The 19,029-nt window shown below is 69.5% G+C and carries 20 protein-coding genes and 1 tRNA gene; 14 read left to right on the top strand and 7 right to left on the bottom strand.

Annotation, left to right across the window (positions count from 1 at the left end; genetic code table 11):
* Nucleotides 1-58 precede the first annotated feature (58 nt).
* The 4 genes from Q0812_RS04385 to Q0812_RS04370 all read left to right on the top strand — a co-directional run bounded on the left by Q0812_RS04385 (nucleotide 59) and on the right by Q0812_RS04370 (nucleotide 6,544).
* Nucleotides 59-889: a hypothetical protein gene (locus Q0812_RS04385; protein WP_302109068.1), complete on the top strand. Its 831-nt coding sequence runs from the start codon at nucleotides 59-61 to the stop codon at nucleotides 887-889.
* 114 nt (nucleotides 890-1,003) lie between these two features.
* A complete protein-coding gene (locus Q0812_RS04380) occupies nucleotides 1,004-1,768 on the top strand; it encodes an ImuA family protein (RefSeq protein ID WP_302109067.1) in 765 nt (254 codons plus the stop codon).
* Nucleotides 1,677-3,218 (top strand): Y-family DNA polymerase, encoded by a 1,542-nt coding sequence (locus tag Q0812_RS04375; RefSeq protein ID WP_302109066.1) that lies wholly within the window; start codon nucleotides 1,677-1,679, stop codon nucleotides 3,216-3,218. The genes Q0812_RS04380 and Q0812_RS04375 overlap by 92 nt, the downstream gene beginning before the upstream one ends.
* A complete protein-coding gene (locus tag Q0812_RS04370) occupies nucleotides 3,215-6,544 on the top strand; it encodes an error-prone DNA polymerase (RefSeq protein WP_302109065.1) in 3,330 nt (1,109 codons plus the stop codon). Before Q0812_RS04375 ends, Q0812_RS04370 begins: the two co-directional genes overlap by 4 nt.
* A 24-nt stretch (nucleotides 6,545-6,568) precedes the next feature.
* On the opposite strand, the gene Q0812_RS04365 is transcribed toward Q0812_RS04370, so the two are convergent.
* A complete protein-coding gene (locus tag Q0812_RS04365; RefSeq protein ID WP_302109064.1) occupies nucleotides 6,569-7,180 on the bottom strand; it encodes a hypothetical protein in 612 nt (203 codons plus the stop codon).
* A gap of 185 nt (nucleotides 7,181-7,365) precedes the next feature.
* On the opposite strand from Q0812_RS04365, the gene Q0812_RS04360 reads away from it, so the two are divergent.
* Nucleotides 7,366-7,947 (top strand): DUF1353 domain-containing protein, encoded by a 582-nt coding sequence (locus Q0812_RS04360; protein WP_302109063.1) that lies wholly within the window; start codon nucleotides 7,366-7,368, stop codon nucleotides 7,945-7,947.
* Nucleotides 7,948-7,995: 48 nt separating this feature from the next.
* Entirely contained in the window at nucleotides 7,996-8,514 is a 519-nt protein-coding gene (locus Q0812_RS04355; protein WP_302109062.1) for a hypothetical protein, read from the top strand.
* 89 nt (nucleotides 8,515-8,603) lie between these two features.
* Here Q0812_RS04355 and Q0812_RS04350 read toward each other — a convergent pair.
* Nucleotides 8,604-8,693: transfer RNA gene (locus tag Q0812_RS04350), tRNA-Ser, on the bottom strand.
* 92 nt (nucleotides 8,694-8,785) lie between these two features.
* Between Q0812_RS04350 and Q0812_RS04345 the strand changes: the two genes are divergently transcribed.
* The 5 genes from Q0812_RS04345 to Q0812_RS04325 are packed head-to-tail and all read left to right on the top strand — an operon-like array spanning nucleotide 8,786 to nucleotide 12,810.
* Entirely contained in the window at nucleotides 8,786-9,577 is a 792-nt protein-coding gene (locus tag Q0812_RS04345; RefSeq protein WP_302109061.1) for a septal ring lytic transglycosylase RlpA family protein, read from the top strand.
* Nucleotides 9,578-9,637: 60 nt separating this feature from the next.
* The gene (gene tmk, locus Q0812_RS04340) at nucleotides 9,638-10,282 is read left to right on the top strand and encodes a dTMP kinase (RefSeq protein WP_302109060.1); all 645 of its coding nucleotides are present in this window, start codon (nucleotides 9,638-9,640) and stop codon (nucleotides 10,280-10,282) included.
* Nucleotides 10,275-11,234 carry a DNA polymerase III subunit delta' gene (gene holB, locus Q0812_RS04335; RefSeq protein WP_302109059.1) on the top strand — a complete coding sequence of 320 codons (960 nt, stop codon included), beginning with the start codon at nucleotides 10,275-10,277 and terminating at the stop codon, nucleotides 11,232-11,234. Before tmk ends, holB begins: the two co-directional genes overlap by 8 nt.
* On the top strand, nucleotides 11,234-12,013 hold the full coding sequence (locus Q0812_RS04330) for a TatD family hydrolase (protein WP_302109058.1): 780 nt from the start codon (nucleotides 11,234-11,236) through the stop codon (nucleotides 12,011-12,013). The genes holB and Q0812_RS04330 overlap by 1 nt, the downstream gene beginning before the upstream one ends.
* On the top strand, nucleotides 12,010-12,810 hold the full coding sequence (locus Q0812_RS04325) for an MBL fold metallo-hydrolase (protein WP_302109057.1): 801 nt from the start codon (nucleotides 12,010-12,012) through the stop codon (nucleotides 12,808-12,810). Before Q0812_RS04330 ends, Q0812_RS04325 begins: the two co-directional genes overlap by 4 nt.
* Nucleotides 12,811-12,867: 57 nt before the next feature.
* Here the strand turns inward: Q0812_RS04325 and Q0812_RS04320 are convergent, their stop codons facing one another.
* Genes Q0812_RS04320 through Q0812_RS04310 form a run of 3 tightly spaced genes read right to left on the bottom strand, consistent with a single transcriptional unit; the run spans nucleotide 12,868 to nucleotide 14,228 of the window.
* Entirely contained in the window at nucleotides 12,868-13,323 is a 456-nt protein-coding gene (locus tag Q0812_RS04320; protein ID WP_302109056.1) for a hypothetical protein, read from the bottom strand.
* A 7-nt stretch (nucleotides 13,324-13,330) separates the two neighbouring features.
* Entirely contained in the window at nucleotides 13,331-13,777 is a 447-nt protein-coding gene (locus tag Q0812_RS04315) for a MaoC family dehydratase (RefSeq protein WP_302109055.1), read from the bottom strand.
* Nucleotides 13,755-14,228 (bottom strand): NUDIX hydrolase, encoded by a 474-nt coding sequence (locus Q0812_RS04310; RefSeq protein WP_302109054.1) that lies wholly within the window; start codon nucleotides 14,226-14,228, stop codon nucleotides 13,755-13,757. Before Q0812_RS04310 ends, Q0812_RS04315 begins: the two co-directional genes overlap by 23 nt.
* An 86-nt stretch (nucleotides 14,229-14,314) precedes the next feature.
* Here Q0812_RS04310 and Q0812_RS04305 point away from each other — a divergent pair, with 86 nt between their 5' ends.
* Nucleotides 14,315-14,572: a sulfurtransferase TusA family protein gene (locus Q0812_RS04305; protein WP_302109053.1), complete on the top strand. Its 258-nt coding sequence runs from the start codon at nucleotides 14,315-14,317 to the stop codon at nucleotides 14,570-14,572.
* Here the strand turns inward: Q0812_RS04305 and Q0812_RS04300 are convergent.
* Nucleotides 14,548-15,432 carry a YihY/virulence factor BrkB family protein gene (locus tag Q0812_RS04300; RefSeq protein WP_302109052.1) on the bottom strand — a complete coding sequence of 295 codons (885 nt, stop codon included), beginning with the start codon at nucleotides 15,430-15,432 and terminating at the stop codon, nucleotides 14,548-14,550. The genes Q0812_RS04305 and Q0812_RS04300 overlap by 25 nt on opposite strands.
* Before the next feature lie 145 nt (nucleotides 15,433-15,577).
* On the opposite strand from Q0812_RS04300, the gene Q0812_RS04295 reads away from it, so the two are divergent.
* The gene (locus tag Q0812_RS04295; RefSeq protein WP_302109206.1) at nucleotides 15,578-16,894 is read left to right on the top strand and encodes a diguanylate cyclase domain-containing protein; all 1,317 of its coding nucleotides are present in this window, start codon (nucleotides 15,578-15,580) and stop codon (nucleotides 16,892-16,894) included.
* A 247-nt stretch (nucleotides 16,895-17,141) separates the two neighbouring features.
* Here Q0812_RS04295 and Q0812_RS04290 read toward each other — a convergent pair whose 3' ends face one another.
* Nucleotides 17,142-18,017 carry a helix-turn-helix domain-containing protein gene (locus Q0812_RS04290; RefSeq protein WP_302109051.1) on the bottom strand — a complete coding sequence of 292 codons (876 nt, stop codon included), beginning with the start codon at nucleotides 18,015-18,017 and terminating at the stop codon, nucleotides 17,142-17,144.
* Nucleotides 18,018-18,183: 166 nt separating this feature from the next.
* Between Q0812_RS04290 and Q0812_RS04285 the strand changes: the two genes are divergently transcribed.
* Nucleotides 18,184-19,017, top strand: a complete 834-nt coding sequence (locus Q0812_RS04285; protein WP_302109050.1) for a hypothetical protein — start codon at nucleotides 18,184-18,186, stop codon at nucleotides 19,015-19,017.
* Nucleotides 19,018-19,029 lie beyond the last annotated feature (12 nt).

The raw sequence follows: 19,029 nt of genomic DNA, 5'->3' as shown, positions 1-19,029 counted from the left end.
GGCTGGGAGCGGCCACGTCAACGGTTCACAGGGCGGAATGTCGTGTTACGGTGGCCTTATGCCCGCCCACCGGAACTCTGTCGCGCCCGCGCGACCGGCACGAGCGGCCCTTTGCGCCTTCGTGCTGGCCTTGGCCGTCGCCGCCTGCGACCGGACCCCTGCGCCGGAGCCGGAACCGGAGCCCCGTCCGCCCGAGCCGGCGCCCGCGCCCGTGACGCCGCCCATCGCGCCCATGTCCAGGGTGGAGCTACTGCAGGCGTTGGATGCGGCCGCCTCCTCCTTTGTCGGAGGACAGACGGTCCCGGCCTCGCCCAGGCTGGCGGGTCGGCAGTTCATGCTGGTCCAAGCCTTCGGTTGCGGCGGCGCCCGGCCGACCTCCGCTGAGCCCGGCGTGGCGAGCGTGGAGCGTGGCGGCGATGGGGCGCTGACCCTGTCCCTGCGTCCGGCCGACTGGTCAGAGACGGCGCTGATCCGGGCGGCGGCGCCCCAGGCCGAGGCGGTCGAGGGCCTATGGGTGACGCGGCCCTGGCTAAGGGGGACAGGCTGTCCGACCGTGCGGCCTGACCCGCTGACCCCTGGCGCGGTTAGCGCCCAGACCTATGGCCTGGCGGCCATTTTCGAAGAGGGCGGTTCGCGCGTGGCCCGGCGGGACGGTCGCGCCTATCGCCATGTGATCCGGGCGGAGGAGGGCGCCGCGCCGGTCGAGGTTCCGCCAGAGGGCTACCGCCTCGTGGTGGAGGGACGCCTGACCGCCTTTCCCGACGGACGCGCCGTCCGCTGCTCGGCGTCCGGGCCGGACCAGCGCCCGTCCTGCATCGCCGCCGTCGAGATCGATCGCGTGGCCTTCACCGACGCGGCCGGCGCCACCCTCAGCGAATGGCGCAGCTGAGAGGCGCACAGGCTTTCAACTGTTCTACCGGGGCCAGTGCGGCGTTCCTGATTCGCCTGGCTTGACTCCACCCCCTCATTGCGCGGCATATGATGAGAACATTTAGGGAACATCATGCCTGCCCCGGCCACGCTTCAACGCCTGCGCGACCAGCTCGCGGCCCTCGCGCCGCGGGGTTGCGTCGATGTGGAGGACGGCTTCCGCCTGGGCATGGCTCCGGCCGATCTGGGCGTGGGGCCGCTGGCGCGCAAGGGCCTGCATGAGGTCTTCGCCGCCTCCAGCGCTCAGGCCGTGTCAGCCAACGGCTTTGGCCTCAGCCTGGCGTTGAGGGCCGCCCCGCCGCCCCTGGTCTGGGTGTTAGAGGACCGCGCCCTGTCCGAGGTCGGCGCGCCCTACGGCGCGGGCCTTCACGAGTGGGGCCTGGAGCCCAGCGACCTTGTGCTGGTGCGGGTCAGAAGCGCCCAGGCCCTGCTGGCCGCGGGCGAGGAGGCCCTGAAAAGCGGCGCGGTCGGCGCCGTGCTGATGAGCGGCTGGGGCGAGGGCAGGGCCTGGTCCCTGACCGCCGGCCGCCGCCTGGCCCTTGCGGCCGAAGCTGGCGCAGCGACAGCCCTATTGATCCGCTCGGGGGCCAAACCCCGGCCCAGCGCAGCCGATACGCGCTGGTCGGTGGAGGCGGCGCCTTCCGCGGCGCTGGAGGCGCGCGCGCCGGGGCGGCCCGCCTTTCGGGCGGTCCTGCTGCGCAGCCGAAAAGGGCCTGCGGGGGGCGAGTGGATCATGGAGTGGGATCGTGAAGCGCGGTCATTCGTCGAACCGGCGGCGGCATCTGGCCGTGTGGTTCCCGTATCTGGCGACCGACAGGCTGGCGTCCGCGCGGCCTGAAGGCGGCGCGCCTCTCGTGCTGGTCGACAAGGACAAGGGCGCACTGAGGCTCACCGCCGCGGATCCGGAGGCCCTGGCGGTCGGCCTGCACCCCGGCATGACCCTGGCCGATGCGCGGGCGCGCACGCCCCAGCTGGAGGCCGTGCCCCACGACCCTGCGGGCGACGAGGTTCTGCTGAGACGGGCGCTGATCGCCTTCGGCCGCTTTTCGCCCATGATCGCCCTGTGCCGCCCGCACGGCCTGATGCTGGACGTGACCGGCTGCGCCCATCTGTTCGACGGCGAGGCGGGGCTGGTGCGGCGCGTACGCGAGTTGGCGGCGCAAATGGGCCTTCAGGCGCGCACCGCCCTGGCGCGCACGCCCCAGACGGCGCGGGCCCTGGCCCGGTTCGGCCCCGGCGGCGTCGTTCCGGAAGGCGAGGATCGCCGGGTCGCCCGCGCCTTGCCCATCAGCGCGCTTGAGCTGAAGCCGGAGGAGGCCCAGGCCCTGAGGCGCGCGGGGCTGATCACCCTGGGCGATCTGGACGACCGGCCTCGCGCCGCCTTCGCCGCCCGCTTCGGGCGCGACTTTCCCCATCGGCTGGACCTGATCCTGGGTCAGGCGGACGCCCGCATCACGCCCGTCAGGCCCGCGCCGCCCGTCATGGCCGACCGCGTCCTGGCCGAGCCGATCCAGACCGACGAGGCGGTCGAGGCGGTGCTGTCCGACCTGCTGGCCGAGGTCATGGCCGGGCTGGAGACGCGCCGCTGCGGCGCGCGCCTTTTCGTGCTCAGCGTCTTCCGGGTCGACGGCCATGTGCGCCGCATCGGCGTGGGCACGGCGCGGCCGACCCGCGACGCAAGGGCGGTGCTGCGCCTGTTCAAAGAGCGTCTGGCGGCGCTGGCCCATCCGCTCGACCCCGGCTTCGGCTTTGATCAGCTGCGCCTGCAGGCCGGCCGGCTCCAGACCATTCCGGCGGAGCAGGAGGCCTTCGAGGCCAGGTCCGCGCGGACCGAGGCGCTGGACGCCCTGATCGACCGGCTGACCGCGCGCCTGGGGCCCGAGGCGGTGCTCAAGGTCGAGCCGGTCGACACCCATCTGCCCGAGCGGGCCTGCCGCCTGACCCCCGCGGTGCAGGCCGCCGCGGCCCAGGCCGCCTGGCCCGAACGCGAGCCTGAACAACCCCCTTTGCGGCCGCTTCAGCTGTTCGATCCGCCCCAGCCGGTCGAGGCCATCTCTCTGGCCCCTGATGGCCCGCCCGCGCGCTTCAGGTGGCGGCGCATCACCCATCAGGTGACCCGCGCCGAGGGGCCGGAGCGCATCGAGGACGAGTGGTGGCGCAAGGGTCGCCGCGTGCGCGACTACTACCGGGTGGAGGACGCCGAGGGGCGGCGCTTCTGGTTGTTCCGCGCGGGCCACTTCGGCGAGGAGCCCGAGCCGCGCTGGTATGTGCACGGCCTCTTCCCATGACCGCGCCCGCCTACGCCGAGCTCGTGTGCGCCAGCAACTTCTCCTTCCTGCGCGGGGCTTCGCACCCTAAGACCCTGGTGCTGACGGCGATCCTGAAGGGACATACCGGCCTGGGGCTGGCGGACCGCAACACGGTCGCGGGCGTGGTCAGGGCCTGGAGCGCGCTCAACCAGCTGCGGGCCGACGGCTGGTCCCCGCCCGAGAAGGTGCGCGAGGGCGGCTCGCCCGGCGAAGTGGCCTTTCGCGAAGATCCGCTCAACGACCCGGCCCTGTCCGACCTGGTCAAGGCGCGGGCCCACGCTTTCCGCCTGCTGACCGGAACGCGTCTGGCCTTCGAGGACGGCACGCCGGACATCGTCGCCTATGCTGAGGACCGCGCCGGCTGGGGCCGCCTGACGCGCCTGCTGACCCTGGGAAATCGCCGCGCGAAGAAGGGCGAGTGCCCGATCCGCCTGAACGACCTGCTGGCCGATCCGGAAGGTCTGCTGCTGATCGCCGTGCCGCCGCGCCGTCTGGAGGGGCTGGAAACCCTCATCGGCCGCCTGAATGACGCTCGCCCCGGCGCCGTCTGGCTGGGCGCGGCCATGCACCGCCAGGGCGACGACCGCCGCCGCCTGGCGCGGCTGAAGGCGTTGGCCGAAGGGGCCTCAACGCCGCTCCTGGCCATGAACGACGTGCTCTACCACGACCCGGCGGAGCGCGATCTTCAGGACGTGCTGACCTGCATCAGGGAAGGTGTCAGCATCGACCAAGCAGGACGTCGCCTGCTGGCCAACGCCGAGCGCCATCTGAAGGCGCCTCCCGAGATGGCGCGCCTGTTCGCCGATGCGCCCGAGGCTCTGGCTGAGACGCAGCACCTGCTGGCCCGCTCGGGCTTTGATCTGGACCAGCTGCGCTACGAGTACCCGGAAGAGCCCATTCCGCCCGGCTGGACGCCCCAGGCCTGGCTTGAGAATCTGACCGCCAGGCGCGCCCTGCACCGCTATCCCGACGGCGTGCCGGGCAAGGTCCAGGCCATCCTCGACAAGGAGCTGGCCTTCATCGCCGACCGCGGTCTGGCGCCTTACTTCCTGACCATCCACGACATCGTCCGCGAGGCCGAGAACCGGGGCATCCTGTGTCAGGGGCGCGGCTCGGCCGCCAACTCGGCCGTCTGCTACGTGCTGGGCATCACCAGCGTCGATCCGGCCAGCCACGACGTCCTGTTCGAGCGCTTCCTGTCCACGGCCCGCGACGAGCCGCCCGACATAGACGTGGATTTCGAGCACGAGCGGCGCGAGGAGATCATCCAGCACATCTACGCCCGCTATGGCCGCGAGCGCGCCGGCATCGCCGCCACCGTCATCCGCTATCGCCCGCGCAGCGCCATCCGCGAGGTGGGCAAGGCCCTGGGGCTGACCGAGGACGTCACCGCCCGCATGGCCTCGGTGCAGTGGGGCCACTGGGGGACCAGCATCCCCGACAGCCAGGTGCTTCAGGCCGGGCTCGACCCCGCCAATCTCATGATCCGCCGGGCCGTGGACATGGCGGGCCGGATCCTCGGTTTTCCACGGCACCTCAGCCAGCATGTGGGCGGCTTCATCCTGGCGCGCGGCCGGCTGGACGAGCTGGTCCCCATCGGCAACGCGGCCATGCCCGACCGCACCTTCATCGAGTGGGACAAGGACGACATCGACGAACTGGGCCTGATGAAGGTCGATGTGCTGGCCCTGGGCATGCTGACCTGCGTCAAGAAAGCGCTTGATCTAATGCGCGACCACGAGGGCGCCGATTTCGATCTGGCCACGGTCCCGCCGGACCAGCCCGACGTCTACGACATGCTGTGCCGGGGCGACTCCATCGGCGTCTTCCAGGTGGAGAGCCGCGCCCAGATCAACATGCTGCCGCGCCTTCGGCCGCGCGCCTTCTATGACCTGGTCATCCAGGTGGCCATCGTCCGGCCCGGCCCGATCCAGGGCGACATGGTGCACCCTTATCTGCGCCGGCGGGGCGGCAAGGAAGCGGTCCTCTACGCCAGCCCCGCGCCGCCGCACGATCCCAACGAGCTCGAGAAGGTGCTCAACCGGACCCTCGGCGTGCCGCTGTTCCAGGAACAGGCCATGAAGGTGGCCATGGTGGCGGCCGAGTTCACCGAGGCCGAGGCCAACGGCCTGCGCAAGGCCATGGGCACCTTCCGCGGCGACGGGACCCTGCACACCTATGAGAGCCGCTTCGTCGGCCGCATGGTCGAGCGCGGCTATGACCCCGAGTTCGCCGCCCGCTGCTGGGAGCAGATCAAGGGCTTCGGCAGCTACGGTTTTCCCGAGAGCCACGCCGCCAGCTTCGCGCGCCTGGTCTATGTGTCCAGCTACATCAAGTGCCGACATCCGGCGGCCTTCGCCTGCGCCCTGCTGAACAGCCAGCCCATGGGCTTCTACGCGCCCGCCCAGATCGTGCGCGACGCCCAGGAGCACGGCGTCGAGGTTCGGCCCATCGATGTGAACCGCTCAGCCTGGGACAACACACTGGAGCGCGGGGAAGGGGGCTTGGCCCTGCGCCTGGGCTTCCGCCAGATCGACGGCTTCCGCCAGGACTGGGCCGAGGCGATCCTGGCCGCCCGGTCCCCGGACTTCGACAGTCTGGAGGGGCTGATGCGCCGGGCGGGCCTGGCCGTGGCCGCCATCCGCAGGCTGGCCGACGCGGATGCCTTCCGCTCCCTGGGGCTGGACCGGCGCGAGGCCCTGTGGGCGGCCCGCCGCCTGCCCGACGACGACGCCCTGCCGCTGTTCGCCGCGGCCCAGGTCCACGAGCTGGCCGAGGAGCCGGACGCTCACCTGCCGCGCATGGCCCTTGGCGAACACGTGGCCGCCGACTACCAGACCACGCGCCTGTCCCTGAAGGGGCACCCCATGTCCCTGCTGCGGCCGGTGTTCCAGGCCGAGGGCATGCTGACCTGCGCCCAGGTGGAGGCGAAACGCTCGGGCGCGCGGGTCAAGGCCGCCGGCATCGTTCTGGTCCGCCAGCGGCCCGGCAACGGCAAGGCCATCTTCATCACGCTCGAGGACGAGACCGGGATCACCAACCTCGTGCTGTGGGAGCGCACCTTCGAGGCCTTCCGCCGCGAGGTCATGGCCGCCCGTCTGCTGGCGGTGGAGGGCGTGGTCGAAAAGAGCCCCGAGGGCGTCGTCCACCTGATGGCCCATCGCCTGTTCGACCGCTCGGCCGAGCTGAACCCCCTGTCGCCGGACCACACCCCAGTCATCCAGCTGTCCGGCGCGGATGAGTTTGTGCACCCCCAGCACCCGCGCAACCTGCGCATGCTGCCGGGCTCAAGGGACTTTCACTAGAGGGACAGGGAGGCCAAGGCGGCCTCAGTTGGCCATGATCCGCCCGCTCGGAGCCACGGTCACGCCCTCGGCCAGCCCCCGCCCGCGCCACTCACGCTCCCAGACCTCGCAATCCCAACTCCGCGTGCTGCAGGGCGGCGCCAGATCGCCTACTCCATAGGGCGGACTGTTGCTATAATTTTGGGCCGTCCAGTCGCGCCGGAAGGCCTCGACGAAATCGCGCTCGCTCCAGCTTCTCGGTCCCTGGCCGCGGCCGCTGCACGCCGCCTCCATCAGGGCATAGCCGACGGTGTTGGGGACCAGCTCTTCGCGATCACCGGGGTTCCGCCGCTCGCCGGCGAACTCGCCATAACTCTCCATGCGGTAATCGACGACGGTCTCGGTCAGCCGCACGTACCGCTCACAGTCAAAGGCCTCCAGCGACAAGCGATAGTCGGGGCTGTCCTCTCCCACGGGTGGGATGGCGCGAATGAACCAGGCCCGCGTCGGCCCATAGGCCTCGGTTCGTATGGAGGAGGGATTGATGCCCCAACGCGTCGCCCGGTCCCCAGTCTCGAGCCTGGCCCATTCTTCCGCCTGCGCCGCCGCGCCGGCCAGCACCGCCGCCGCCAGGGCGATCAACCCACTCCACCGCATCAGATCACTCCTCCCGAGACGCGGTCGAGCTTGGCCGAAGCACGCGATGGGGGCAAGCGTCCCGGCGAGGAATCGGCGACAGTTCCTCGGCTTAGCTGCATCGGTCCACCTGAACCGCTCGGCGCATTGACGCCCGCGCCTCTTAGGCGTCAGCCTTCGGCCCATCAGAGGTGGAGGGCAGGGGCATGGCTGACCGGTTCGGCGTCTTCAGCGGAGAGCCGCTGGCCCAGTGGCTGACGGCGCCGTCGGGCGGCCGCATGATGAAGCTGCTGGAGGCTTTCACCTTCACCGAGGCCAGGACCGGCCGCCTGTGGTCGGCTCCGGCGGGTTTCGTGGTGGACGGCGCCAGCATCCCGCGCGCCCTGTGGAGCATCGTCGGCTCGCCCTATACGGGGAACTACCGCCGCGCCTCCATCGTGCATGACAAGGCCTGCGTGGACTTCCCTACTGACGGCCCGGAACGTAAGGCCGCCGACGTCATGTTCCAGGCCGCCTGCCGCGCTGGCGGTTGCGGCGCCTTTCAGGCCAGCATCCTCTATGCCGGGGTGCGCATCGGCTCCAGTTGGGCCAAGGAAAAGGGCCTCACGCAGCGCGATGAGGCCAACGAGGTCTGGCTGGAGACGCCGCCCGAGGACCGCGAGCTGCAGGAGCGCTTCCGCGCCCTGGGGCGAGACCTTCAGGTGCAGGAGAAGCGGTTCGTAGAGGACGATCCCGAGGCGGCGGTCCAGCGCGTGGACGACGCCCTGACCCGGCATGGGTTTGGGTGAGGGGAGAACACTTATCCCCGCCCCGTCGCGCAGCCCGACAATGCCTGCATGACCGACGAACACACCCCCGCCCAGCCCTTCATCGGCCCCATCCCGACCTTCGCCCAGAGGCCGCACCGATCCGAGCTCTGGTGCCGCGCCCGTCAGGATTACCTGGCCGGGGACAGCGCCCCGGTGGTGGCGGAACGCTACGGCCTTTCCGAGCGGTCCCTTCGCCGTCGCGCGTCGGTACAGGGCTGGCGGCGTGTCGACGTTCAGCCGCCCTCCGAGCCGGATATCCTCCCATCTGCGCCCGCCGAAGACAGTGTCCAGGGCTCTGACCCGGACCCCGAGGCTGAAGCGCTCAAGGCCTCGCCCAGCCGCACGGGCTTTCGCGCCTACGCCTTCCGGCGGGCCTGCGAGGCGGCCGCGGACGATCACCTGAACGAGGCCGCCGCCTGGCTCAAGCTCCAGCGCCTGGCGGAACAGGTGCAGTTGCCGCCCCAGGACAAGCCGGCGGCCGACGAGGCCTTCGCCAAGCTCATGATCTGGCTGGCGAAGCCGCGCCGGTCGGGTGGGGCGATTTAGTCCAATGGCGCGATCTGGCAGGGTTTGGCACGGTTTGGCGCCCCGTTTTCGCTCTGGCGCCCCGCCACGCGACGGAAAGAGAGGGGAGGTGGCGGACAGGGTGGGATTCGAACCCACGGTGGGCTTCCACCCACGGCGGTTTTCAAGACCGCTGCCTTAAACCACTCGGCCACCTGTCCGGAGCGGGCCTTCTAGGGCGCATTCGCGGCTCTGCCTAGCGGCTCGGCAGCCTTAACCAAACCTTGAGAAGGGGCAGATCACAGTTCCCGGCATGGGGAACGGACGCCTTTCGATCCTGCGCGCCGCGTTGGTAGGCCTTCTGGCCCTGACGGCCGCCGCCTGCGCCTCGACGCCGCGTGGAAGCCTTGGCCCGAGCCCTTCCTATCCCAGCCGTCCGGCGGCCACGCCCCAGGTCAGCGATCCCGCGCCGATCGTCTCGGGGACCATGCGGCCCTATCAGGTGCGCGGGCGCTGGTACACGCCCCAGGCGGACCCGGACTATGACGAGGTGGGCCAGGCCTCCTGGTACGGCGACGCCTTCCACGGCCGGCCCACGGCCACGGGCGAGCGCTTCGACATGCACGGCCTGTCGGCGGCCCATAAGACCCTGCCGCTTCCGGGTCTGGTCGAGGTGACCAACCTCGAGAACGGGCGCAGCGTGGTTCTGCGGCTGAACGACCGGGGGCCCTTCGTGGACGGGCGCATCATCGACCTGTCGCGCGGCGCGGCCGACCAGCTGGGCTTGCTGCAGCGGGGCGTCGGCCAGGTGCGGGTGCGCTATCTGGGCCCTGCGCCTCGGGGCGGAGGAACCGGCCAGCCCTCGATCAATCCCGAAACCGCGCGGCCCGTCTGGGTCCAGGCCGGGGCCTTCGCCGAGCGCGACAACGCCGAAGGGGTCGCCCGCCAGCTGGGTCAGGCCCGCATCGACGAGACCCGGGTCGACGGCCGCCGCCTCTACCGCGTGCTGCTGGGGCCCTGGACGGATCCCAACGAGGCCGAACTGGCCCGGGCCAGGGCCGTCAGCCTGGGCCTTTGGGACGCGCGCCTGGTCGCGGGCCTCTGATCCACGAAATTAGCGGTCCGCCGGGCTTGCCTCGGCTCCGCATCCGGCCATTGTGCGCCCGTGGCGCGCGGCAGATTCATTACGTTCGAGGGCGGGGAGGGGACCGGCAAGTCCACCCAGATCGCCCGCCTGGCTGAAGCCTTGCGGGGGCGCGGGCTCAGCGTGGTGCAGACGCGCGAGCCCGGCGGCTCGCCCGGCGCCGAGGCTCTGCGGGCCCTCCTGGTCAACGGCGAGGCCGGTCGCTGGACGCCGACGGCCGAGGCCCTGCTCATGTACGCCGCGCGCGACGACCACCTGAACCAGGTGATCCGTCCGGCCCTGGAGCGGGGCGACTGGGTGCTGTGCGACCGTTTCTCCGATTCGACCCGGGCCTATCAGGGCGCGGGCGGCAAGGTGGACGCCACCTTCATCGAGGCGCTGGACATGGCCGTAGTGGGCGCCGACCGCCCGGACCTGACCCTGATCTTCGACCTGGAGCCCCAGGCGGGGCTTGAGCGGGCCAAGGCCCGCGCCGGCGGCGAGGACCGCTTCGAGAGCAAGGGCGAGGGCTTTCACAGGCGTCTGAGGGAAGGCTTCCTCAAGATCGCCGAGGCCGAGCCGGACCGCTGCCGGATCATCGACGCCGGGGGCTCTGTCGATGCGGTCGGGTCCGCTGTCTGGGAGGCCCTGCGCGAACGCTGGCCGGGCGAGCTGGGCGATGGCTGAGACGCCGCACCCGCGCGAGACCGACGTGCTGGAGGGCTGCGAGGTCCAGGTCGCCGCCTTCGAGGACGCCCTGGCCCGAGGGCGGATGCACCACGCTTGGCTGCTGACCGGGCCCGAGGGGGTCGGCAAGGCCACCTTCGCCCACCACGCCGCCTTTCGCCTGCTGGGGGCCGCCGACACGATCCGCCTGAACCCCGAGGAACAGGCCGTGCGCCTGGCCCGCGCCGGGGCGCACCCGGATCTGACGGTGCTTGAGCGGCCGGTCGAGAACGGCCGCGTGAAGAAGGTCATCCCCGTAGACGAGGCCCGGCGTTTGCCTGAGTTCTTCGCCAAGTCCCCGTCCGTGGCCCAGGCGCGCGTGGCCATCATCGACGCCGCCGACGATATGAATCCCAACGCGGCCAACGCCGTGCTGAAGATCCTCGAGGAGCCGCCGGCCAATGCGGTGCTGTTCCTGGTCAGCCATTCCCCTGGACGCCTGCTCGACACGATCCGCTCGCGCTGCCGCAAACTGCGGTTTCCGCCCTGGGAGGCCGGGGCGATCACCGCCTTTCTCGAGCGGCGGGGCGTCGGCGGCGATCAGGCGAGCAGGCTGGCCGCGTTGTCGGGCGGGGGCCCAGGCCTGGCCTGGCGGCTGGCCGGGACCGAGGCGCTGGACCTGGCCGATCTGGCCGAGCGGCTGGTCGAAGGTCCGCCGCCGCCCGACGCCGAGCTGATCCAGGCCTCCGACCGCTTTCGCGGAGCCGACGGCGCCGACCGGTTCGAGTTCCTTTTCAACGCCCTGGCCGATCAGGTTCGCAGGCGGGCCGAGGCCGGAGGCGGCGAGCGCGACGCCGATCTCTGGCGAGACCTTAGCCGGGCGGTCGACGACGCGGACGCCATCAATCTGGACCGCGCCGAAGTCTTCCTGGGGCTGGCCGGACGGTTGAAGGGGCAGGGGGCGCACGCCTAATGCTGATCGACAGCCATGTGAATCTGCACGCGCCCCAGTTCGACGAAGATCGGGATCAAGTCATCGCCCGCGCCCGCGAGGCCGGGGTGGGCCTGATGGTGGAGATCTCCGACAAGCTGGCCACCTGGGAGGCGACCCACGCCCTGGCCATGGCTCACCCCGACATCTGGTGCACCGTCGGCGTTCATCCCCACGAGGCCAAGGAAGAGCCTAAGCTGACCGTGGACGCGCTGCTGGAGCGCGCAGCTAGGCCGCGCGTCGTCGGCATCGGCGAATGCGGCCTGGATTTCCACTACGATCTCAGCCCTCGCGATCGCCAGGCAGAGGTGTTTCGCGTGCATATCGAGGCGGCGAGGCGGAGCGGTCTGCCGCTGGTCGTGCATACCCGCGAGGCCGACGACGTGATGTCATATATTCTCCGCGAGGAGATGGCGGCGGGGGCGTTCCGATTCCTCATGCACTGCTACACCAGTGGTCCAAAACTCGCTGAAACAGCGGCGGAACTGGGCGGCTGGTTCTCGGTCTCTGGCATCGCGACCTTTAAGGCCGCGGAAGAGGTGAGGGACATTATCCACGCCATGCCGCAAGACCGTATCATCGTCGAAACGGACTGCCCGTACCTGGCGCCCGTCCCGCATCGCGGCCGACGCAACGAGCCGGCTTATGTGGGTCACGTGCTGGACAAACTGGCGGAAATCCGGGGCTGGAGCCGCGAGGAGGCTGAGACGCGAACCGAGAAAGCCTTCTTCGACCTGTTCGACCGGATCCCAAGGCCGTGAGTCAGCTTGAGGCCATCATTCTCGGCTGCGGATCGTCGGGCGGGGTGCCCCGCGCCAACGGGGATTGGGGCGCCTGCGACCCAAACGAGCCACGCAATCGACGCCGGCGCTGCTCCTTACTCGTGCGTCGCGGCGAGGAACCGGAGGCCACGACGGTCTTGGTCGACACGTCGCCGGATCTCAGGGCCCAGGTGCTGGACGCCGGCGTTAAGCATATCGACGCCGTACTCTACACCCACGACCATGCCGACCAGGCCCACGGGATCGACGATCTCCGGGCCTTCGCCATGACCGCTCGCAGGCGCATACCGGCCTATATGGATCCTGTGACGCGCCAGACGCTGGAGCGCCGCTTCCACTACATTTTCGAGGGCGAGAAGGGCTACCCGGCCCTTTGCGACCCGTGGACCTTGCCGGGCTGGGGCGTGCCCTGGGCCGTCGAGGGCAAGGGCGGGCCGGTTCACGTGACCACTTTCGAGCAGGAGCACGGGCCGATCAGCTCGGTCGGCTACCGCTTCGGTGGGCTGGCGTACTCCAGCGATGTCTCGGAGCTGAGTGAGGCGGCGCTCAACGCGGTGCGCGGCTGTGAGGTTTGGATCGTTGATGCGCTGCGAATGACGCCACATCCGACCCACGCACATCTGGAGCGGACACTGCATTGGATTCAGGATGTGAAACCCGAGCGCGCAATTCTGACCAACCTTCATCTGGACATGGACTACCGGGAATTGTCAGCCATCCTGCCAGACGGCGTGGAAGCCGCTTATGACGGCATGCGCGTACTGTTCAGCGCCTGAGACAGCGCCACCTGTCGATTATTGCACATAATATATCTTAGACGCATCATGGCCGTATCAAAGGCCACAGCTGAATCTGGCCCTCGCCCGGTAGAATGCCGCGGCAGCCGGCGCCGGCAGGCCGCGGCTGAGCCGAAACGCATGCTCGACCATGGCCGCCTGCTGCTCGATGTTCAGGGCCTGCCACGCACAACTTTCGTCGAGCGGATAGCGGTACGCCCCCGGGCCATCACCCGCCTTCAACTTGGAAAGCAGAAGATTCACGCCGTTCTGCGTCTGCCACACATGGACGAGCTCGTGCACGAACACAGCCGTCTTACCGATTGGGGCGGCGCTGAAATCCGCTTCTACCGACTCGGTGGGCCAGACTATCCAGTCCCGGCCGAACCATCGTCCCGCCACGAAGGCCCGCTTGAGCCAAGGCGCTCTCAGGATCCGCACCGGCCCGGTCAGGAGCTCGCCGCCGAAGACGTCCGCGGCGAGCGTGCGCTCTCCTCTCGTCAGCCCACGCACCCAAGGCTCAGCCATAGAGGACGCCGATCCAGACGGCGATCAAGGCCGGTCTCTCAGCCCCTTCGATCTCCACCGTGCACTCCCGGGTCAGGGCGAGCCCACCGGCGCGAGGTTCGGCCGACATCAGTTTTTCCCGAAGCCGAATGCGAGCCCCTGCCGGCACTGGGCTGAGAAACCTTATCTTTTCGAAGCCATAGTTGATGGCCCGACTGACCCCTTGGACGTCGAGAATCTGGGACGTCATGGCCGACATGAGGGACAGGGTCAGGAAGCCGTGGGCGATGGTTCCGCCAATCTCAGCCGCCGCCCTGGTCTGATCGATGTGGATCCACTGGCGATCCTCTGTCACTTCAGCGAAGGCGTCGATCCGGGCCTGATCGACGCTGAACCAGTCAGAAACGCCCAGCTCCTGACCCACCAGGGTCGGTAGTTCAGCCAGACTCACCTTCGGCATCGCCCTCTCCCATGGCGTCGGCCGCGAACCGGCGGATCAGCGCCGCCAGTTCCGGCGAGCGCACCAGGGCCGCAGCCTCTTCGACGCCAGCCCAACGGCGCGGTCGCCTAGCCTCGGGATAGTCGTCCCGAACCTCTTCCGTCCGCAAGGCGTAAAGGGTGATCTCGGCCGGCAAGGTCCCGCCGGACTTCAACCCCTTGAGGTGCCGGAAGCGCCCCAGGGGAGCGTGATCCACCTGGCCGCGCACGCCGGCCTCCTCCCAAGCTTCCTGGGCGGCCGCCTCGGGATCGCTTTTCCCCTCCATGGGCCAACCTTTGGGGGGGAGCCACTGCCGGCTGCTGCTGGTCTGAACGAGGCAGACTTCGACGCCCTGCCCCACCCGCCGCCAGGGCAAGGCGCCCACCTGGCGGGCGGTGAAGGCAGGTCCTCGAGGGCGCGAGGTACGGCTCATGCGCATTAAACTAACAGGGATTCGTTCCGTTTACGGAAAAACAGCTCCCCCTCCCCATGTCCGCGGGCAGCGGCTATCTAGGCGGTATGGAACGGGCCGCCGAGCCGCTGATCGTCGACGCCACGGGCCATCGGTGCCCGATCCCTTCGCTGCGTTTGCGCCGGGCGATCGAGCGGACCGGAGGCGATAGGCCGATCGTGTTATGGGCCGATGATCCCATGGCCCGTATCGATGTCCCGCACCTGCTCAACGAGATGGGCTGGGCTCTGGTGGAGGTCACCGAGGACGGCGGGCGCTTGAGCTTCCGGGCCGAACCGCGTCAGCCGGGATCGGTCACGGCCTGAGCGCCCCGGTACTTGTCCAGGGCGATCTCAATCTCGGTGGCCAATGCGCCGCCGAAGAAGACGGCGTTCACGTTCCACGACAGCCAGATCAGGAAAACCACCACCGCGCCGACCGAGCCGTAGGTCGCGCCCAGCTCGACGATCTGTTCCACGTAGAAGGCGCAGGCCCACGAGGCGCCGACGAACAACAGCGAGGCGGCGACGCCTCCTCCCACGGCGGCCAGCCAAATCACGGGGCCGGAGTGGCTCATGGCGTAGCGGTAGAGGGCCGAAAGGCCGAAGGCGAGACCCACCGACGCCCATAACCATTCAAGGTCCAGGCCAACACTCTGGAACGGGTGGATTGGGGACGTTTCCTCCAAGATTCGGGAGGTTAGGACGGCACCTGAAACTACTGTGAAAAGCGCGAAGGCGGCCAGGGCGACCACGAAGGCCAGCAGGTTGAACTTGAGGAAGCCGAGGGGTTCCGGCTCGTCATGGATGAAGGTCAGGCCCGCCAGCAGGGCCTTGAACCCCCGATGCGCGGCATAGGCGCCGATGATGAGGGCCAGAGCGCTCTGGGCGGTCACCGTACGCGCCGAGGCGTCGGTCAGTCGGACCACCTCGTTCTCGAAGATACCGCGCGCGGCGTGGGGGATCACGTCGCCAAGCGCCGCGGCCTGGGCCGTGGCCTGGCCCGTGGTCAGCACCACCTTGTAGAAGCCGATCAGAAGGGAAATTGCTGGAAAAACAGCCAGAAGAGCGAAGAAGCAGACACCGCCTGTGTAGAGCATGACGTCCCGGCCCCACAGACGGCCGAGGGCGCGCCCCAGCACGCCGAACGCGGGTTTGGCCCGCGCCTTCAACTCCGACCTGGTCAACCGTGACGCCCTCACGCTTTGCACCGGACTGGCTTAGCGCGATTTCGGCGGGGAAAGGAACCCTTGCGGCCATTGGCGTTCGCCCTGCCATTGTCTATCGTCCGCCCGCTTCGTGTTGGAAGCGAGTGGGGGGGCCGGTTTCGTGATCACGCCAGGGCGCGGCGCGCGCATCCTCGTGGTGGAAGGCGGTTCGGTCGGCGATGCGCTGACCGAGGGCCTGGACCGACTGGGCTGGCGTACGGTTACGGCGACGTCGGCGGGAGCCGCTTCGGCCGCCTTGGAAGATATGCCGATCGAAGCGGCGGTCATCGATCTGGCGGCGCCTGCTGAGACCGTGTCCGACCTGTTGGAACAAATCCGCGCCCGCGCGCCGGAGCGGCGGACCCCCGTCCTGGGCATCGGCGAGGCGAAGGACGTGACGGCTGACGGCTTCGACCTGATCATGTCGGGCGTCCTGCATCCGGCCCAGGCCAGCCTGCGCCTTGAGCAGCTGATCCGCGCCGCGGTCACCGAGGAAGAGCTGGCCCTGCGCCGCCGCACCTTGTCGCGGCATGGCTATGACCTTCAGCCCCAAGGCGATCCGCGGCGCTCGCGCGTGCTGATGATCGGCGATCCCGACCCACGCTTTTTGGCCCTGTCCCACGCGCTGGACGAGACCGAGGTGGAGACGACCGGCGCGTTCACCGCCTACACGGCCTTCGACTACCTGCACGAAAAGGCCTTCGACGCCGTGGTCATCTGGAGCGGGGGCGACCAGACCGAGGCCATGTCGATCGCCACGGGCATGAAGCGCAACACGCGTCTCTATCACACGCCCATCCTGCTCTATCTGCCGGAGCCCGAGGCCGTGGACGTCGCGGACCTGTTCCGGCGCGGCGTGGCGGACATCGCCGCCCCCTCGACGCCCGAGGCTGAGACGGCGCGGCGCATCGCGGCCCTGGCGGGCTTTCACCGCCGTCAGACCGCCATCCGCGAGGCGCTGGAAAAAAGCCGCTCGTCGGGCCTGATGGACCCGGCCACCGGCCTGTTCACCGCCGAGCTGTTCGCCCAGCACCTGGTGGCCGAGGCCGAGGCCGCACGGGGCCGGCGCAGACCCCTGTCGGTGTGCGTGCTGCGCCTGAGGAAAAAGCCCGAACACATCGGGCTGGCGGCCGGCGGCTGGATCGCTCGCGCCCTGCCCCAGATCGGTTCGATGGTGTCGCGGCTGGTCAGGGCCGAAGACACGACCGCGCGGCTGGGGCCGGATACCTTCGCCCTGGCCTTGCCGGCCACCGACGCGGCCCAGGCACAGACGGTGGGCGAGCGCATCGCCGCCGTCATCGGCTGCACCGCCTTTGACGCCGGGCAGGACCGGCCGCCCTTCGTGGCGGAGTTTGATCTGGGCGTGGCCGAACTGCGCCCGTCCGAGACGGCCGGAGCGGCCCTGGAGCGCGCGGCCAAGGCCAGCGCCGAGGCGGCGTAGCGAGCGCCCGCCCCGGGGCCTGGCAGGGCGCCGAGGTAGAAAATGGCGCGCCAAACCGTGCCAAACCCTGCCAGATCGCGCCACCTTGCCAGGCGGGCCGGTTCGGCGATGAGCGGGTCTTTGATCATGGTCCGCGAAGTCTAACGCGGACATGGACGCCGGGGACCCAAGCCTGTTCCTGAGACGCGAAGCCGTTACGATTCAAGGGCCTGGCCTGCCCGCTTGCGCGGATATCCCACTTCCCGCTTCACATCACATCAGTCTCCAGAACCGCGCCGCGCGACAAGGAGTGAGCAAACAGCAGGCGCAGGTACCCGGGAATCTCAGGGGTCTGGGTCAAGGCCAGGCGGTCCCGCACCTGTTGCGAAACAGCGTCCTCAGGAGCCAGCGGCGTCAGCTCGGCCACGGCGGCTTCAAATCGACGGTCGTCCTCCGTAGGGTCGCCGGAGAGATCACCAAGGCGGGACATCACACAGGCCGACGCCATAGGGGAGCCCCCGGCGTCGCGCAGGGTGCCCAGAGACAAGCCTTCAATGACCTCGGCGCGCTGGCGGGCGATGCCGCTGAAGATGCCAAAGATCACCGTGCCGTGCTGGGCGTCCGCCCCGAAATAGAAAAGCTGATGCTGCAGGAGCAGCGCCTGGCCCTCATAACGTACGCTCTCGATGCCGCTGCGGAAGCGGATGACGCCCTCGGGCTGGCTACGGATCTCGACGATGTCGCAGAGAAACCGGCCGGGCAGATCGCTGGAGGCGCGCGTACTGCGCCAGAGGCCTTCATAGGCCCAACCGCGATGCCGGGCGCCCCGGCGCGCCTCTTCCTGGATGGCCGGCGGAACCCACTCTAACTGAGCCGTTGCAGTCGCGGCCTCGACGCTGACCCCAAGGCGAGCGGCAAAATCCGCCGGTGATCGATCCCAGTCGAGCATGGTGAAGCCGTCGATCTGTTCGGCTACGAAGCGCGTGAGATTGGCCAAGTTGTGCTCGGAAGGCGTGACGGTCCCCGCCGCCCATCGGCCTACCAGGGACTTGTCGACATTCAGGCTGGAGGCGAGGCCCGTGCGGCTGAGCACGAGGGCCTTGAGCAGGATGCGCAGGTTCTCGGCGAAGGATCCGTGCCGCATACGGCGACGCTCACACGGACACGCGCCCCCTGCAACCCCGGTTGCATAACGATGCAATCCGGCGCGTGCGCCGATGCACCTGCACGAAGGCGGTCCGAGACGTCACAAGCGTCGCCGTCGCCAGGACACCTCACGCCATCCCTCCCATGCCTTCGAGACGCCTGACATGAAGACTTCGAACCTGCTTCTGGCCGGGGTGCTGTTCGCCCTGACCCCGATGACCGCCGGCGCCAACAGCTCGGACATGTCGTTCGCGGTCCACGACATCCTCGTCACATCAAATGTTCCGGCCATCAACATCTCGGTCCGAAACATGTCGCAGAGCACAGACCCTGCCATGCGCGACCTGCGGGTCACGTCCCAAACACCGGTGCTCAACGTCAGGGGCCAGGTGTGGTGCAAATCGTTCCAGAACGCCCACACCCGCGCCGACGCGGCGCGCGTGATGTTCGGCAACGCGGCGCTGGCGTCGTCCCCGAATGGCGCGGACATCGTGCCGATCGGGACCTGGTCGCACTCCCCTCTGGCGCAGTTGGGCGGTGATGAGACGATCCGAAACTTCAACATCAACGCACCGGTGAACTTCGAAAATCACTGGAACGGCGGGGTGACGCTGAGCTTCAATCCGGTCCGCGTGGTCGAGGAGCGCATGGAGCAGTTCGTCCAGAACGGCGCCGGGACAGAGGCCGACTTCCTGCGCGTCGACGACGTGTTCGAGACCACGATCAAGATGAATGCGGTCGGCTGGTGCGAATATGAAAGCCAGAACATCCAGGGGCGTTACGCCGGCTATCGCCAGATCGATGTGCCGGTGCACATCTTTTACCACGGTGATCCGGACATAGCCGACGCCGGCCCCACCGTGGCCTCGCCGGGCGCCGTGCGCGCGCCCGCCACGCGGCCCGGACCCTCTTACGCTCCCGCCCAGCCGGAACGCGCGGGGCCTCGCCCACGCCGCGCTGCGCCGGCGCGCGGAGCCACGGACGGCGCACAGCGCTAAGGCGACGTCAGG

Origin of the sequence: Peiella sedimenti, assembly GCF_030504955.1 — a bacterium.
Classification (GTDB): Bacteria; Pseudomonadota; Alphaproteobacteria; order Caulobacterales; family Caulobacteraceae; genus Brevundimonas; species Brevundimonas sedimenti.
The sequence above is the reverse complement of the archived record's forward strand: the minus strand, read 5'-3'. Positions and strand labels throughout refer to the sequence as shown.

Excerpts from the sequence above, each read along its gene's own strand:
- Q0812_RS04330 (WP_302109058.1), top strand. The coding sequence starts at position 11,234 with ATGCTGATCGACAGCCATGTGAATCTGCACGCGCCCCAGTTCGACGAA.
- Q0812_RS04365 (WP_302109064.1), bottom strand. The coding sequence starts at position 7,180 with ATGCGGTGGAGTGGGTTGATCGCCCTGGCGGCGGCGGTGCTGGCCGGC.
- Q0812_RS04310 (WP_302109054.1), bottom strand. The coding sequence starts at position 14,228 with ATGAGCCGTACCTCGCGCCCTCGAGGACCTGCCTTCACCGCCCGCCAG.
- holB (WP_302109059.1), top strand. The coding sequence starts at position 10,275 with ATGGCTGAGACGCCGCACCCGCGCGAGACCGACGTGCTGGAGGGCTGC.
- Q0812_RS04370 (WP_302109065.1), top strand. The coding sequence starts at position 3,215 with ATGACCGCGCCCGCCTACGCCGAGCTCGTGTGCGCCAGCAACTTCTCC.
- Q0812_RS04315 (WP_302109055.1), bottom strand. The coding sequence starts at position 13,777 with ATGCCGAAGGTGAGTCTGGCTGAACTACCGACCCTGGTGGGTCAGGAG.
- Q0812_RS04305 (WP_302109053.1), top strand. The coding sequence starts at position 14,315 with ATGGAACGGGCCGCCGAGCCGCTGATCGTCGACGCCACGGGCCATCGG.
- Q0812_RS04345 (WP_302109061.1), top strand. The coding sequence starts at position 8,786 with ATGGGGAACGGACGCCTTTCGATCCTGCGCGCCGCGTTGGTAGGCCTT.
- Q0812_RS04380 (WP_302109067.1), top strand. The coding sequence starts at position 1,004 with ATGCCTGCCCCGGCCACGCTTCAACGCCTGCGCGACCAGCTCGCGGCC.
- Q0812_RS04355 (WP_302109062.1), top strand. The coding sequence starts at position 7,996 with ATGACCGACGAACACACCCCCGCCCAGCCCTTCATCGGCCCCATCCCG.
- Q0812_RS04285 (WP_302109050.1), top strand. The coding sequence starts at position 18,184 with ATGAAGACTTCGAACCTGCTTCTGGCCGGGGTGCTGTTCGCCCTGACC.
- Q0812_RS04385 (WP_302109068.1), top strand. The coding sequence starts at position 59 with ATGCCCGCCCACCGGAACTCTGTCGCGCCCGCGCGACCGGCACGAGCG.
- Q0812_RS04290 (WP_302109051.1), bottom strand. The coding sequence starts at position 18,017 with ATGCGGCACGGATCCTTCGCCGAGAACCTGCGCATCCTGCTCAAGGCC.
- Q0812_RS04360 (WP_302109063.1), top strand. The coding sequence starts at position 7,366 with ATGGCTGACCGGTTCGGCGTCTTCAGCGGAGAGCCGCTGGCCCAGTGG.